Source organism: Halogeometricum sp. CBA1124 (assembly GCF_009741955.1).
GTDB classification, from domain to species: domain Archaea; phylum Halobacteriota; class Halobacteria; order Halobacteriales; family Haloferacaceae; genus Halogeometricum; species Halogeometricum rufum.
In genome coordinates this window covers 1-13,830 of sequence record NZ_WPCD01000089.1, presented here as the reverse complement: position 1 = coordinate 13,830, position 13,830 = coordinate 1, and the positions used below count along the sequence as shown (strand labels likewise).

12 protein-coding genes and 5 pseudogenes are annotated in these 13,830 nt (G+C 69.7%); 7 read left to right on the top strand and 10 right to left on the bottom strand.

Annotation, left to right across the window (positions count from 1 at the left end; translation table 11 throughout):
- The 3 genes and pseudogenes from GJ632_RS11890 to GJ632_RS11880 all read left to right on the top strand — a co-directional run.
- Positions 1–547, top strand: a pseudogene (locus GJ632_RS11890) (hypothetical protein); the annotation flags it as partial.
- Positions 548–639: 92 nt separating this feature from the next.
- Entirely contained in the window at positions 640–879 is a 240-nt protein-coding gene (locus tag GJ632_RS11885; protein ID WP_191453030.1) for a hypothetical protein, read from the top strand.
- A gap of 152 nt (positions 880–1,031) precedes the next feature.
- Complete coding sequence (locus GJ632_RS11880) at positions 1,032–1,403, top strand: helix-turn-helix domain-containing protein (RefSeq protein ID WP_089803736.1); 372 nt, start codon at positions 1,032–1,034, stop codon at positions 1,401–1,403.
- A 66-nt stretch (positions 1,404–1,469) separates the two neighbouring features.
- On the opposite strand, the gene GJ632_RS25935 is transcribed toward GJ632_RS11880, so the two are convergent.
- Positions 1,470–1,763: a PQQ-binding-like beta-propeller repeat protein gene (locus GJ632_RS25935; RefSeq protein ID WP_394351801.1), complete on the bottom strand. Its 294-nt coding sequence runs from the start codon at positions 1,761–1,763 to the stop codon at positions 1,470–1,472.
- Between the two features lie 56 nt (positions 1,764–1,819).
- Positions 1,820–2,545 (bottom strand): annotated as a pseudogene (locus tag GJ632_RS25930) (PQQ-binding-like beta-propeller repeat protein); the annotation flags it as partial.
- A 211-nt stretch (positions 2,546–2,756) separates the two neighbouring features.
- Between GJ632_RS25930 and thrC the strand changes: the two are divergent.
- Together thrC and GJ632_RS11865 are read left to right on the top strand one after the other, a co-directional pair.
- Positions 2,757–4,022, top strand: coding sequence for a threonine synthase (gene thrC / locus GJ632_RS11870; protein WP_089803734.1), 1,266 nt, complete (start codon positions 2,757–2,759; stop codon positions 4,020–4,022).
- 84 nt (positions 4,023–4,106) lie between these two features.
- Positions 4,107–4,661 carry a hypothetical protein gene (locus GJ632_RS11865; protein ID WP_191453028.1) on the top strand — a complete coding sequence of 185 codons (555 nt, stop codon included), beginning with the start codon at positions 4,107–4,109 and terminating at the stop codon, positions 4,659–4,661.
- A 52-nt stretch (positions 4,662–4,713) separates the two neighbouring features.
- Here GJ632_RS11865 and serA read toward each other — a convergent pair whose 3' ends face one another.
- Entirely contained in the window at positions 4,714–6,306 is a 1,593-nt protein-coding gene (serA, locus tag GJ632_RS11860; RefSeq protein WP_191453027.1) for a phosphoglycerate dehydrogenase, read from the bottom strand.
- Between the two features lie 156 nt (positions 6,307–6,462).
- Between serA and serB the strand changes: the two are divergent.
- Positions 6,463–7,112 (top strand): annotated as a pseudogene (serB, locus tag GJ632_RS11855) (phosphoserine phosphatase SerB).
- 152 nt (positions 7,113–7,264) lie between these two features.
- Positions 7,265–7,969 (top strand): hypothetical protein, encoded by a 705-nt coding sequence (locus GJ632_RS11850; RefSeq protein WP_191453026.1) that lies wholly within the window; start codon positions 7,265–7,267, stop codon positions 7,967–7,969.
- 117 nt (positions 7,970–8,086) lie between these two features.
- On the opposite strand, the gene GJ632_RS11845 is transcribed toward GJ632_RS11850, so the two are convergent.
- The 7 genes and pseudogenes from GJ632_RS11845 to GJ632_RS11820 all read right to left on the bottom strand — a co-directional run bounded on the left by GJ632_RS11845 (position 8,087) and on the right by GJ632_RS11820 (position 13,754).
- Positions 8,087–8,521 carry a VOC family protein gene (locus GJ632_RS11845; protein WP_191453025.1) on the bottom strand — a complete coding sequence of 145 codons (435 nt, stop codon included), beginning with the start codon at positions 8,519–8,521 and terminating at the stop codon, positions 8,087–8,089.
- An 86-nt stretch (positions 8,522–8,607) separates the two neighbouring features.
- Complete coding sequence (locus GJ632_RS11840) at positions 8,608–9,123, bottom strand: universal stress protein (protein WP_191453024.1); 516 nt, start codon at positions 9,121–9,123, stop codon at positions 8,608–8,610.
- A gap of 83 nt (positions 9,124–9,206) precedes the next feature.
- Positions 9,207–10,634, bottom strand: coding sequence for a dihydrolipoyl dehydrogenase (lpdA, locus tag GJ632_RS11835; RefSeq protein WP_191453023.1), 1,428 nt, complete (start codon positions 10,632–10,634; stop codon positions 9,207–9,209).
- Positions 10,635–12,197 (bottom strand): annotated as a pseudogene (locus tag GJ632_RS11830) (dihydrolipoamide acetyltransferase family protein). It abuts the gene before it with no gap.
- Between the two features lie 3 nt (positions 12,198–12,200).
- Positions 12,201–13,196: an alpha-ketoacid dehydrogenase subunit beta gene (locus GJ632_RS11825; RefSeq protein ID WP_089803726.1), complete on the bottom strand. Its 996-nt coding sequence runs from the start codon at positions 13,194–13,196 to the stop codon at positions 12,201–12,203.
- Positions 13,197–13,199: 3 nt separating this feature from the next.
- The gene (locus GJ632_RS23725; RefSeq protein ID WP_231751519.1) at positions 13,200–13,373 is read right to left on the bottom strand and encodes a hypothetical protein; all 174 of its coding nucleotides are present in this window, start codon (positions 13,371–13,373) and stop codon (positions 13,200–13,202) included.
- Positions 13,370–13,754 (bottom strand): annotated as a pseudogene (locus tag GJ632_RS11820) (thiamine pyrophosphate-dependent enzyme). Before GJ632_RS11820 ends, GJ632_RS23725 begins: the two are co-directional and overlap by 4 nt.
- Positions 13,755–13,830: the final 76 nt, after the last annotated feature.

The following is a 13,830-nucleotide window of genomic DNA, read 5'->3' as shown; positions in this document are numbered from 1 at the left end:
CCCGGACGTGGAGCCCGACGGTCCCGTCCGACGTCGTCGTCGTGGAGGTGGTGACGTGGCGGATGTGACCGACGGGGACCGTGGACAGCTCATCCTCGTCACCGCCCTCGCCATGGCGACGCTGTTCGTCGTCCTCTCCGTCGTCGCCGTCGTCGCCACCCTCGTCGAACGCGGGGTCGTCCCGCCCGCCGCGGGCGGGTTCGCCCTCGGGAGCGGTCTGCTCTTCCTCGCGGCGTTGCTGGCGGCCGCCGCCGACGCCGCGCCGGTCGTCACGGTGGCGACTGTCGGGGCCGCCCTCCTCGTCTGGGACGTCGGGGAGAACGCCGTGGACGTGGGCGCGACGCTCGGCACCGACGCGGAGACGCGCCGCGGCGAGGCGGTCCACGCCGCCGGGAGCGTCGCCGTCGTCGCCGGAGCCGTCGCCCTCGCGTCGCTCTCGCTGTACGTCTTCGGACCGCTCTCGGTCCCCGCGGGCCGCGCGCGACTCGCGTTGCTCCTCGCCCTCGTGGCGTTCCTTGCTCTCGCGGTGGCGACGGTCCGCGACTGACCGGGCGCGTCGTCTCGCTTTCGCCCCCGGCTTCCCGTTCGCCGTGCGAGCGAACGGTACTATAAATATCGAGACGCCCGTCGGTACGGCCGATGCCCGAGCCACTTCGTGCGAAGTCCGGCGAGTTGACGGCCGACGAGATACTCGACGCGCTCCGCGAGGGCCGACGCGTCATCGTGGAGGCCGAGATGCTGGGCGGGGTCCACGAGGTGTCGCTCCGCCACGACGGGACGACGTTCTACTGCGACACGCCGACGACGCTGCACAAACACCCCGACGAGAAGGGGATGCGCGACTGCATCCTGAAGATGGGGTACGCCCGCGACGAGTGAACCGAACGACAGCCGTCGACGTCGCGACTCGGGCGGCCGCCGCGTCCGTCGAATCTACCGCATTCGACGCGTCCATCGTCGCGCGTCACGGCGTCGGCGCGCCCGTTACCGGTGGCGGGTCCTTTTAATCGGCCGGGCGGACTATACGACGTATGAGCGACGCGCCAGACATGGGGGACCTCATCGAGACGGACGACCCCAGTTTCCAGCACGTACTCGCGTGCGTCTTCGGGGTGCAGGAACACGAGAGTCGGACGTACCTCACCCTCCTCGACAACCCCGGCAGCACCGTGGCCGAACTCGCGGACATCCTCGACAGGGACCGGAGCAACGTCAACCGCTCCCTGACGACGCTGATGGAGAAGGGACTCGCCGGACGGGAGCGCCGACTGCTGGACCCCGGCGGCTACGTCTACCAGTACACGGGCACGCCGCTTCCGGAGGCCAAGGAGATGCTCCACGAGGCACTCGACGAGTGGGCCGAACGGGTCCACGACAGCATCGACGACTACGGCGGCGAGTAGCCGCCGTCACCGCCACCGTCGCCGTCGGCGGGTCGCTCCCGTCTCCGACCCGTCCCGCCGCTCTCCTCACGCCGATTCGTACGCGACGAGTCGCGACCGGAACGGGTCGAGGACGAACAGGTGCCCGGCGCCGACGGCCGGCGAGACGAAGTACGACACCTGGTCGGGCAGCGACCACCGGACGCGACTCCCCGACCCGCCGAATCGGCGCCGGTCGCGCAGGGCCGCCGACCGGTTGCCGACTGCGAGGACGCCGTCGGCCGTCGCCACCGGCGTCGCGTCCACGGTGCTGGCCCGCAGGTCCCACCGCCACCGCTCCTCGCCCGTCTCGGCGTCCAGAGCGACGATTTCGCCGTCCACCGCGTACACCGTCTCGGGCCCCGCCGAGGGGGCGGCCACGCCGCTGACGGCGCGCGCCACACCTCCTCGCCGTCGGCGTCGAACGCCGCGGTGTCGCCCGCGTACTCGCTGACGTACAGTCTGTCGTCGTCGAACGCGGGCGCGGACAGGACGAACGGCGCCGACAGCCGCCAGCGCTCCCGGCCGTCCTCGCGAGCGAGCGCTCGAACGCGGTTGGCGTCCGTCACGTACACCGTGTCGCCCGCGACGGTCGGTGCGACGCTGGCGCTCAGGTCCTCGCCGGCGTTGTACTGCTCGTAGGCGACGGGCTCGAAGTCGTCGCGCCGCCACCGGACGGCGCCGTCGCCCGTCGCCACCGCGAGACACGCCGTCGAGGTGCGGACGTAGGCCACGCCGTCGGCGATTCGGACGCTGTACGGGCGAGCGTCGCCCGCGTCGAGCGACCAGCGCTCCTCGCCGGACGCCGCGTCGTGCGCGGAGACGGACCCGCCGTCGCCGTCGGTTCCGGGGTCGTACGTCGGGACGACGAGCGTCTCCGTCGCGGCGTCGTACGCCGGGTTCGCGCACACCTCAGCGTCCAGCGGCCGGGTCATCCGTTCGTCGCCGCTGTCCGCGTCGAACGTGGCGAGTTCCGACCCGGTCGCCACCGCCACGTCGCCGTCGTAGACGACGGGTGCGCTCTGCCAGTACGACCCGACGGGCGCCGCCCACGCCTCCGTCACCGCGTTCGGCAGCGTCGTCTCCGGCAGGGCGCTCGCGTTCTGCGGCGTCCGCCCCGGCATCGGCCAGTCGCCGTCGGGGAAGGCGCCGTCGTCGCCGAGACAGCCCGCCAGACCGGCCGTCGCCGCCGCGGTCAGTCCGGCGAGCACGCCGCGTCGCGAGATGGAGGGCATCGGCGGAAACTCGCGGTGGACCGACATGTCGCTTTCGTTCCGACGGCAGTACGCGCCCGAACCGTCCCCCTTTTGCCCGCCGAACGTCTCGCTTCGGACAATGAGCCTCGAACTCACCGCTCCCGCGCCGGACGTCCCGGACGTCGCGGACGACGGCGTGTGGCTGGAGTGTATCGAGACGGGCGACGCGTACGCTCCGTTCGACGAGATTCGGTACACCAGCGACCACGGCCACCTGTTGGAAGTGCGCTACGCGGACCCACCGACGCTGGACGACTTCGAAGGGCAGGGCCGCGGCGTCTGGCGCTACCGGGCGGCGCTCCCGTTCGAGGAGGGTGTGAGTCTCCCCGAGGGCGACACGCCCCTCCACGAGGCGCCCCGCCTCCGCGAGGACATCGGCGTCGACACCCTCCGCATCAAGCACGAGGGCATGAACCCGACGGGCAGTTTCAAAGACCGCGGCATGACCGTCGGCGTCCGCGTGGCGCAGGAACTGGGCGTGGGCCGCCTCGCCTGCGCCTCCACCGGCAACACCTCCGCCGCCCTCGCCGCCTACGGCGCCCGCGGCGGCATGGAGACGTTGGTGCTGCTCCCCTCCGGCAAAGTCGCCGCCGGGAAGATCGCACAGGCCGCCCTCCACGACGCGCGCATCCTCGAAGTCGACGGCAACTTCGACTCCTGTCTCGACATCGTGCAGGACCTCGCCGAACGCGGCGAGGTCTACCTCCTGAACTCGCTCAACCCGTTCCGACTGGAGGGACAGAAGACCATCGGGCTGGAGATTCTGGAGGAGTTCCGCGACGACTACGGCCGCTTCCCCGACCGAATCGTCCTGCCGGTCGGCAACGCGGGCAACACCTCGGCGCTCTACAAGGCGTTCCGCGAACTCGTCCAGTCGGGGTCGCTCGACCCCGAACAGGTGCCGAAACTCACCGGCGTGCAGGCCGAGGGCGCGGCCCCGATGGTCGAGGCCATCGAGCACGGATGGGCGGACACGAAGCGCTGGGAGGAGGTGGAGACGCGGGCGACGGCCATCCGCATCGGCAACCCGGTCAACGCCCCGAAAGCGCTCCCCGGCATCCGCGAGACGGGCGGGACGGCCGTCGCCGTCTCCGACGAGGAGATAACCGAGGCGCAACGCGACTTAGCGCGCGAGGGCATCGGCGTCGAACCCGCCTCCGCCGCCTCCGTCGCCGGCCTCCGCAAACTCCGCGGTGATGGCGTCGTCGCCGCCGACGAGGACGTGGTCTGTCTCACCACCGGCCACCTCCTGAAGGACCCCGACGCGGCGTTCGAGGCGGGCGGCGAACCCGAACCCGTGCCGAACTCGACGGAGCAGGTGCTGGAGCACATCGGCGCAGAGTAAGAAAACCCGACTCTCACGCCTTCTGAACTGTGAATGACGCCGGTCTGACGTAACTTCTTGCCGCCGCGGTCCTTCCTCCCGGACATGCCCTCGCCAACGATGCCGACCGGGACGGTGAGCGGTGGGTCGAACGGGTCGCGGACGTTTCCGGTTCGCGAGGAGTCGCGAACCGAACCCCGCGACGCGTCGGGAGACGCCGAACAGAACGCGCGAACCGGTGACCCGAGCGCTCGGACAGACGAACTGAGCGCTCGGACAGACGAACTGAGCGCTCGGACAGACGAACTGAGCGCTCGGACCGACGGACACGGGAACGTGTCGTCGCTCAGAGAGGAAGTGACGCGGTTACGCCGCGAGAACGAGGAACTCCGCCGCACGCTTCGAGAGACGCGCGACCAGCGACAGGACGTCATCGACCGCTACGAGCGACTCATCGACGCGGACGGTGCCGCGTCGCCGGACGCCGCCGCGTCGGCGGAAGCGCAGTCGCCGGAAGAACTCGCGCGGGCGCCGCCCGCGTCGCGCGCCTCGTCCGAATCCACGACGCCCGTCTTCCGGCGGCTAGCCGAGACGGTCGACGAGCAGTGGACGCGCCTCAGACGGCGCTACAAGGCGTGGGTGCGGCAGTCGGGTCTCTGACGGGCGTCGGTCCGACCGAGTCGAAAGCGGTCCTTCGTTCTCGCTCCGTTCGCTACTCGTCCGTGCCGTTCAGCGTGAGGTACTTCACGTCCGTGATGCGCTCGTCCGCCAGCAGTTTCTCTCTGACCGCGTCCGGGACGGGGTCGTCGAGGTTGTAGACGGTGATTGCCTCGCCGCCCTCCTCGTGGCGACGGGCGTTGAACATCCCCGCGATGTTGACGTCGTTGTCGCCGAGGACGGTGCCGATGAAGCCGATGACGCCGGGCTTGTCGTAGTTGCGGGCGACGAGCATCTGGCCGTGCGGGATGGCGTCGACGCGGTAGCCGTCGATGCGGACGATGCGCGGGTCGTCCCCGGCGAACAGGGTGCCGCAGATGGACAGCGAGTTCTCGTCGTTGCCGACGGTGACGGTGACGAGGCTCTGGAAGTCCTCCGCCTGTCGGGACTTCGACTCCGTGACGTCGATGCCGCGTTCCTCGGCGATGCTCGGCGCGTTGACCGCGTTCACCTGCCACTCCAGCGGTTCGAAGACGCCCTTCAGCGCGGAGGCGGTGACGAGTTCCACCTCCTCCTCGGCGATGTCGCCCTCGTAGGCGACTTCGACCTTGGAGATGCGGCCGTCGAGCAGTTGCGCGGCTATCTTGCCCGCCGTCTCCGCCAGGTCGATGTAGGGGCGGATGCGCGGGAACGCGCTCTTGTCGACCGACGGCGCGTTCAGCGCGTTCATCACGGGTTCGCCGTGGAACGCGGCGTCTATCTGGTCGGCGATTGAGGTGGCGACGTTCTCCTGTGCCGCCTCGGTGGACGCGCCGAGGTGCGGCGTGACGACGACTTCGTCGACGGTCAACAACGGGTTGTCCGGCGAGACCGGTTCGTCCGCGAACACGTCGATGGCCGCGCCGTCGAGCGTCCCGTTCTCGACGGCCGCGGCGAGGGCCGCCTCGTCCACGACGCCGCCGCGGGCGCAGTTGACGAGGTAGCCGCCGCCCATCAGTTCCAACTCCTCGGTCGAGATGAGGTCCTTCGTCTCGGGCGTCAACGGCGTGTGGACCGTCAGGAAGTCGGCGCGTTCGAGACACGCCTCGAACTCGACGAGTTCCGCGCCGAGGCGGTCGGCGCGTTCCTCGCTGATGTAGGGGTCGTAGGCCACGAGGTCCATGCCGATGCCGTCGAGTCGCTTGGCCACCTCCTGCCCGACGCGGCCGAGGCCGACGATGCCCAGCGTCTTTGCGTTCAGTTCCGTGCCGAGGTAGTCGCCCTTGGCCCACTCGCCGGTCTTGAGTCGGGCGTGCGCCTGCGGGATGGACCGCGCGGCGGCGAACGCCATCGCCACCGTGTGTTCGGCGGCGGCGCGGACGTTCCCCTCCGGCGCGTTCGCGACGATGACACCGTGGTCGGTGGCGGCGTCGATGTCGATGTTGTCGACGCCGATGCCGGCGCGTCCGACGATGACGAGGTCGGGTGCGGCCTCGAACACCTCGTCGGTCACCTCGGTGCCGGAACGGACCACGAGTGCGTTCGCGTCGGCCACCGCGTCCAACAGTGCATCGCCCGCTACGTCGTAGGCAGTCTCGACTTCGTGACCCGCTTCACGAAGGCGTTCCAGACCCGCATCGTCGATGGGGTCTGTGACGAGTACCTTCATGCGCGTACCCACCGTATGTCCGCGGTTAAGGGTTTCTTCGACGGCGGTTTTAGCTGTGTGAACTGCTCACGTTCGTCACTCCGGTCGCTCGTCGGGGCCGGTTCGGAGTCCGACTGGATGGGTTGGTTTCAAACCCTGCGGAGCGAAGTGGGGGACATGCGACTCGTGGCCTTCGACTTCGACGGAACGCTCTCGGACTCGGAGATGACGGTACTCCTCGGCCGCCGGATGGACGTGGCCGACGAGATGGCCGACATCACCGACCGCGCGATGAACGACGAGATCTCCTACGCCGACAGCCTCCGCGAACGCGCCGCCCTCCTCGACGGACTCGACGAGGAGTCCGCCGAGGAGGCGTACGTGACGTGACCCTCCGGCCGGGCGCCGCGGACCTCATCGCCCGCCTCCGGGACGCCGGCCACCACGTCGCCATCCTCACCGGCGGCTTCGAACGCGGCGTCGAACGCGCTCTGGAGGCGGAGGGCGTCGAAGTGGACACTATCGTCGCCAACCGTCTCCCCGTCGAGGGCGGGCGTCTCACCGGCGAGGTGGAGGGACCGCTCGTCGAGGGGACGAAGGACGAGGCGCTGGAGTCGCTGGCCGCCGACCTCGGCGTGAAACTCTCCCGCACCGTCGCCGTCGGCGACGGCGCGAACGACCTGCCGATGCTCGAAGTCGCCGGCCTCTCCGTCGGCTTCGTCCCGAAACCGGCCGTCAGACCGTCCTGCGACGCCGTCGTCGCCTCGATGTACCGCCTCGGCAAGGTGTTCGAGGGGTACAGTATCCTGCCGAAGTCCGACCAGTAGCGCCGACGCGGACGACGACGGGCGCGGGCACCGACCACGGCGTCGCCCGTCCTCCGTCGCCCGCCGTCTCCCGCCCGCAGCGACCGCTCCCACCGAACGCACTCTCGCCCCTTCGGGACACGTTTTTACCTCGCTCGGTCGACGGCCGAACTATGACGATGTACGACCGGTCGGCGTCGGCCGACTTCGTCGTCGCCGCCGACTGGGACCGCGGGTTGAGTTGGCTCTCCCATCCGCGGGAGACGGCGCGCAGGGCGAGTCACGCCGTCGTCGCCGACGACGGCGGCGTCTGGCTGTTCGACCCGCTCGACGCCGCCGGAATCGACGACGCCGTCGCCGAACTCGGTTCGGTCGCCGGCGTGGCCGTCCTCTCGGCGTACCACGCCCGCGACGCCGGCGCGTTCGCCGCCCGCCACGACGTCCCCGTGTCGATACCGCGGTGGCTCCCGCGCGTCGCGGACCGGGTCGACGCCCCCGTCGAACGGTTCGACGGCCGCCTCGGCGACTCGGGCTTCCGCGTCCGCGAACTCGCGCCGTTTCCGGGCTGGTCAGAGGGCGTCGCCCACCGGCCGTCCGACGACACGCTGTACGTCCCGGAGTCGCTCGGCACCGCCTCGCCCTACACCGTCGGCGACGAACGCCTCGGCCTGTACCTCACCCAGCGACTGCTGACGCCCCGGTTCCTCCTCGACTACGACCCCGAACGCGTCCTCGTCGGCCACGGCGAAGGCGTCTCACGGGAGGCGACGGCGGCGCTCAGAGACGCGGTCGAGAACGGCCGAAGACGGCTGCCGCGGGCGCTTCGGGAGAACGGGCTGTCGCAGGTCCGCGCGGCGGCGACGGCGATGCTGGAGTAACGGTGATGGTGGACTGAGGCGACGCTGGAGTGACGGTGACGCTGGAGTGAGACAGTACGGAGTGACGGCGACGAAGGGACCGCGGTGGACCCGCGTGACCGCGGCGGCGGCGACGGTTCACTCCGCGTACTCGAACAGGCTGAACTGGTTGCCGGAGGGGTCCGCGAACATCGCTTCGGTGCCCCACGGGTACGTCCGCGGTTCCTGCGTGATTTCGACGCCGGCGTCCCGGAGGGCGGCGACGGACGCCTCGCAGTCCGGCGTCCGGAACGTCCACCACGTCTCGGTCCCGCGCTTCGACTCCAGGAGCGTCTGCGTGTTCTCGTCGTAGTACGGTTCCTCCGCCTCGACGAGCGAAATCTCGACGTCCTGTCCGGGGACGCCCACCGTGACCCATCGGCCCGCCCGTCCGTCCATCTCGAAGTCGTCGTCCGCCTTCACCTCGAAGCCGAGCGTCTGCGTGTAGAACTCGATGGCGTCGTCGACGTCGTCGACGACCAGCGAGACGATGCGCAGGCCGGTTATCTCCGCTCGCTGCTGTGTCTTGCTCATACACTCCCCGTACGCGCGCCGAAAGAATAGCTATAGTTGACGCTCTCGCGGACGATACCGGCGTCTGACCGGTCGGGGCGCCCCGGTCAGTCCACGTCGGAGAGGTCGACTCTCGGCTCCGACGTACGGTGCTCGCCGGCCGCCGACAGCGCGGGGATTTCGCGGGGCTGGCGGTGGCGGACGACCACCACGTCGTACGCTCCGTCCGCGGCGACTCTGCTCCCGACGCTACTGAGGGTCGTGACGATGTGGCCGGCGTTCTCGCTGCCGACGAACACCATCGACGCCTCCTCGCGTCTGGCCACCTTGCGAAGCCGGTTCGCTATCGTCCCCGGCGTCGCGTAGCGGTCCACCACCTCGTACTGGAAGTCGGCGCTCGGACTGCGGTCGGCCACCCGTTCGTGCAGTCGCGAGACCACCGTCTCTCGGTCGAACGCCTCGCCCGCGTCGAGCCACCCGCGCTCGCGGGCGTACTCGACGTTCCCGTCGGGAATCACGCTCACCGCGAGGGTGTCCTCGTCGAAGGCGTACCCGAACTGCGTCGCCCGCGTGAGCGCCGCCGCCGCGAGTTCCGACCCGTCGAAGGGGACGAGAAGTACCATGTTTCGACATTCGCTCGATCCGACAAATAGCCTTCTAGTCGCCCTCGATGCGGAGAGCAGAGGGCGCTGCCCGGCGGCTTAGCTCACCGGTTCAGCGTGTGAATCGCCTGTCCCTGCGCGTTCTCGGCGGCTTCCATGACCGCCTCGGCGAGGGTGGGGTGGGTGTGGATGGTGCCGGCCACGTCTTCGAGCGTCGCGCCCATCTCGATGGCGAGTGCGAGTTCGGCGACGAGTTCCGAGGCTTCGGGGCCGACTATCTGGCCCCCGAGGACGAAGCCGCTGTCCTCGTCGGCGACGACGCGGACGAAACCGTCGGTGTGGCCCGTCGTCATCGCGCGCCCGGAGGCGTTGAACGGCATCTGGCCGACGGCGGGAGTGAAGCCCGCCTCCTCGGCCTCCGCCTCGGTCATGCCCACCGTCCCTATCTCGGGGTCGGTGAACACCGCGGCGGGGACGGCCTGCGCGTCGTAGGCCGCGGGTTCGCCCGCGACGTGTTCGGCCGCGACGATGCCCTCTTTCGACCCGACGTGCGCCAGCATCGGCGAGTCGGCCACCACGTCGCCGACGGCGTAGATGTGCTCGACGTCCGTCCGCATCCGGTCGTCCGTCTCGAGGAAGCCGTTCTCGTTCGGTTCCAGGCCGGCGTTCGCCACGTCGAGGGTGTCGGTGACCGGCGACCGGCCGACGGCGACGAGCACCTTGTCGGCGTGGTACGACGCCGTCTCGCCGTCCTCCGTCTCCGTCTCGACGACGGCGCCGTCGCCGTCGGGCGACCAACCGCTCGCGCCCTCGCCGAAGTGGAAGTCGATGCCGAGGCTCTCGGCGTGCGTGCGGACGACGCGGGCGACGTCGTCCTCGTAGCCCGGGAGCACGTCGTCCAGCATCTCCACGACAGTCACGTCGGAGCCGAGTTTCGCGAACGTCGTCGACAGTTCCATGCCGATGTAGCCCGCGCCGACGACGACGAGTTCGTTCGGCACCGAGTCGGCCGCGAGTGCGTCCCGCGACGACCAGATGGGGTCGTCGGCGAACTCGAACCCCGGAATCTGTATCGGGCGAGAGCCTGTGGCGACGATGCAGTGCTCGAACTCGACGGTTTCGGAGCCCTGCCCCTCGCCGCCGTGTTCGATGCGCACCGCGCCGTCGTCCTTGAACCGCGCCGTCCCCTCGATGAGGTTGACGCCGTTGGCCTTGCACAGTTTCTCGACGCCGCCGGTGAGTCCGTCCACCACGTCGTCCTTCCAACTGCGCATCTGCGACATGTCCACCGCGGGGTTCGCGTGGATGCCCATCTCCTCGGCGTGGCCCGCCTCGTGGGCCAGCGACGACGCGGTGATGAACGCCTTCGAGGGGATACAGCCGTGGTTCAGGCAGGTGCCGCCGTAGGCGTCCTTCTCCACCAGCGTCGTGTCCAGTCCGTGTTGCGCCGCGCGGATGGCGGCGACGTAGCCGCCCGGTCCCGCGCCGACGACCAGTACCTCAGTTCCTGTCGAGATGTCTCCAACGACCATTTATTCGAGCATGAGGAGTTTGGGGTTCGCGAGGTACTCCCTGACCTTGTTCGTGAATCGCGCACCGACCGCGCCGTCGACGACGCGGTGGTCGAACGATAGCGACAGCGTCAGCACCTTCCGCGGGACGACGTCGCCGTCGACGACGCGGGGTTTCTCCTTGATGGCACCGAGAGCGAGGATACCCACCTCGGGGTAGTTGATGATGGGTGTCGCGTACTCGCCGCCGATGCCCCCGACGTTGGTGATGGTGAAGGTGCCGCCCTGCATCTCGTCGGGGGATATCTTCCGCTCGCGGGCCTTCTGCACCTTCTCGTTCATCTCGCGCGCGAGGTCCAACAGGCCCTTGCCGTCCGCGCCGTGGACGACGGGCACCATCAGGCCGACGTCCGTCGCGGTGGCGACGCCGACGTTGTACTCCTCGCGGAGCACTATCTCCTCGTTCTCCTCGTCGAGTTGGGAGTTCATGAACGGGAACTCCTTCAGGCCGCGACGACGGCCTTCATCACGAACGGCATGTACGTGAGCGAGACGCCCTGTTCCTCGGCGAGGGGCTTCAGTTCCTCGCGGAGGTCGACCAACTCGGTCACGTCCACCTCGTCGTGGTGCGTGACGTGCGGCGCGGTGTACTTCGACGTCTCCATCTGGTTCCCGATGGCCCGGCGGACGCCCCGGTAGGGGACGCGTTCGCCGGCCGCGGGAGCCGCATCCGCGGATTCGGTCGCGGCGGACGCCTCCGCCTCGGCCGCCTCGCCGGCGCCCTCCTCGGCCGCAAGCGCCTCCGCGTCGGCCTCCTGTGCCGCGCGCTGGGCCTCGGCGTACTCCCGGACGGCCGCGGCGGAGACGAACGCCTCGCCGTCCCGTCGTTCGGTCGCCGGCACGTCGTCGATGTTCACGCCCTCCTCTTGGGCGACGCGCCGCGTCGCGGGCGCGGCTAGCGTCTTCTCCCGGCCGGCCGCCGACTGCGACGCCGACGCGGCCGACGAGACTTCGCCGTTGCCGGCGTCGCCGCGCTTCGAGACGGCCGACTCGCCGGAGAACGACACCTCCCGCGGCCCGCCCGTCTCCGCCTCGTCGTCGGACTCCGCGGCCGCGCGCACGTCGGACTCGGTCACCCGGCCGCTCGGACCCGTGCCCGAGACGGCGGCCACGTCCACGTCGAGTTCGCGCGCGAGTTTGCGGACGCTCGGGGACGCGAACACGCGGCCGGACGACGTCTCCGCCGTCTCTTCGGCCGTCGCGCCTCGTCGGTCGCTCGGCGTCTGCGCCCGCCTCGGTACCGTCGCCCGCCTCGCTCTCGGCGGCGGCCTCGTCACCCTCGCCTTCGACGTCGAAGGTGATGATGACGGTGCCGACGGGGACCATCTCGCCCTCCTCGGCGAGCAGTTCCTTCACCGTCCCGTCGTACGGCGACGGAACGTCGACCAGCGCCTTGTCCGTCTCCACCTCCGCGACCACCTGGTCCTCGGTGACCGTGTCGCCGGGGGAGACGTGCCACGTGACGAGTTCGCCCTCGGCGACGCCCTCGCCTACGTCGGGCAGTTTGAATTCCTTCGTAGCCATCGTTCAGAACTCCACCGCGTCGCGGATACCTTCTTCGACCCGCGCGACCGACGGGAGGTAGTAGTCTTCGAGGGCGTAGAGGGGGTACGGCACGTCGTAGCCCGCGATGCGCGTGATGGGTGCCTCCTGGTGGAGCAGCGCCTCCTCCTGAATCGTCGCGGTTATCTCCGCGCCGAGGCCGCCCGTCTTCGGCGCCTCGTGGACGACGGCGCCGCGCCCCGTCTTCTTGAACGACTCCACGATGGTCTCCTCGTCCATCGGCGAGACGGTGCGCAGGTCGACGACTTCGACGCTGACGCCCTCCTCGTCGAGGTTCTCGGCCGCTTCGAGGGTCGGCCGGGTCATCGCGCCATAGGTGTAGACGGAGATGTCCGTCCCCTCGCGGCGGACGGCCGCCTCGCCGAGGGGCACCTCGTAGTCGTCCTCGGGCACGTCGCCGCGGAACGCGCGGTAGATGAGTTTCGGTTCGAGGAAGATGACCGGGTCGGGGTCGCGGATGGCCGAGATGAGGAGCCCCTTCGTGTCGTACGGCGTGGAGGGCATGACGACTTTCAGGCCCGCCTCGTGGACGTAGAACGCCTCCTTGGACTCCGAGTGGTGTTCCGGCGCGCGGATGCCGCCGCCGTAGGGGGCGCGGACGACGAGGGGACAGGTGAACCGGCCGCGACTGCGGGTGCGCAGGCGGGCCGCGTGGCTCACTATCTGGTCGAACGCGGGGTACATGAAGCCGGAGAACTGCATCTCCGCGACCGGTCGCATCCCCATCGCGGCCATGCCGATGGCCGTCCCGGCGATGCCGGACTCCGCGAGGGGGGTGTCGATAACCCGGTCGTCGCCGAACTCGTCCCAGAGGCCCTCGGTCGCGCGGAAGACGCCGCCGTTCTTGCCGACGTCCTCGCCCATGACGACCACGCTGTCGTCCGCCTTCATTTCGGTGTAGAGACCGTCCCGTACCGCCTGTACCAACGTGAGATTCTGCGTCTGTTGACTCTGACTCATTGTTTACTCTCGGAGGAACCCTTCGTCGCCGTACTCCGCGTACAGTTCCGCGAACGCCTCGGCTTGCGCCTCTATCTCGGGCGTCATCTCAGCGAAGACGTGCGTGAACATCTCGTCCGGTTCGGGTCGGGGTTCGGCCTCGGCTGCCTTGATTGCTTCTGCTACCTGGTCTTTCACGTCGGCCTGAATCGCCTCGACCGCCTCGTCGTCGAGCGGCCGGTCTCCCGGAGGAACGTCTCCAGTCGCGGAATCGGGTCCTTTGCCTTCCACTTCTCCACCTCGTCGTCGTCGCGGTAGACGCTCGGGTCGTCCGCCGTGGTGTGCGCGCCGAAGCGGTACTGCACCGCCTCGATGAGCGTCGGCCGGCGTTCGCCCTCGCCGGGATTCTTCGCCTTGTCGACGGCCGCCCGCGTGGCGGCGTAGACGGCGAGGGGGTCCATCCCGTCCACCTGCACGCCCTCGAAGCGTAGGCGACGGCCTCTGCGCGATGGTCTCCGCGGCCGTCTGTCGCTCTCTGGGGACCGAGATGGCCCACTGGTTGTTGTTGCAGAAGAACACGTTCGGCGTGTCGAAGACGCCCGCGAAGTTGAGCCCTCGTGGAAGTCGCCCTCGCTGGTCGCGCGTCGCCGAAGTA

Coding starts and splice junctions, on each gene's coding strand:
- GJ632_RS11885 (WP_191453030.1), top strand. CDS start 640: ATGCCCGAGCCACTTCGTGCGAAGTCCGGCGAGTTGACGGCCGACGAG.
- GJ632_RS11880 (WP_089803736.1), top strand. CDS start 1,032: ATGAGCGACGCGCCAGACATGGGGGACCTCATCGAGACGGACGACCCC.
- thrC (WP_089803734.1), top strand. CDS start 2,757: ATGAGCCTCGAACTCACCGCTCCCGCGCCGGACGTCCCGGACGTCGCG.
- GJ632_RS11865 (WP_191453028.1), top strand. CDS start 4,107: ATGCCCTCGCCAACGATGCCGACCGGGACGGTGAGCGGTGGGTCGAAC.
- serA (WP_191453027.1), bottom strand. CDS start 6,306: ATGAAGGTACTCGTCACAGACCCCATCGACGATGCGGGTCTGGAACGC.
- GJ632_RS11850 (WP_191453026.1), top strand. CDS start 7,265: ATGACGATGTACGACCGGTCGGCGTCGGCCGACTTCGTCGTCGCCGCC.
- GJ632_RS11845 (WP_191453025.1), bottom strand. CDS start 8,521: ATGAGCAAGACACAGCAGCGAGCGGAGATAACCGGCCTGCGCATCGTC.
- GJ632_RS11840 (WP_191453024.1), bottom strand. CDS start 9,123: ATGGTACTTCTCGTCCCCTTCGACGGGTCGGAACTCGCGGCGGCGGCG.
- lpdA (WP_191453023.1), bottom strand. CDS start 10,634: ATGGTCGTTGGAGACATCTCGACAGGAACTGAGGTACTGGTCGTCGGC.
- GJ632_RS11825 (WP_089803726.1), bottom strand. CDS start 13,196: ATGAGTCAGAGTCAACAGACGCAGAATCTCACGTTGGTACAGGCGGTA.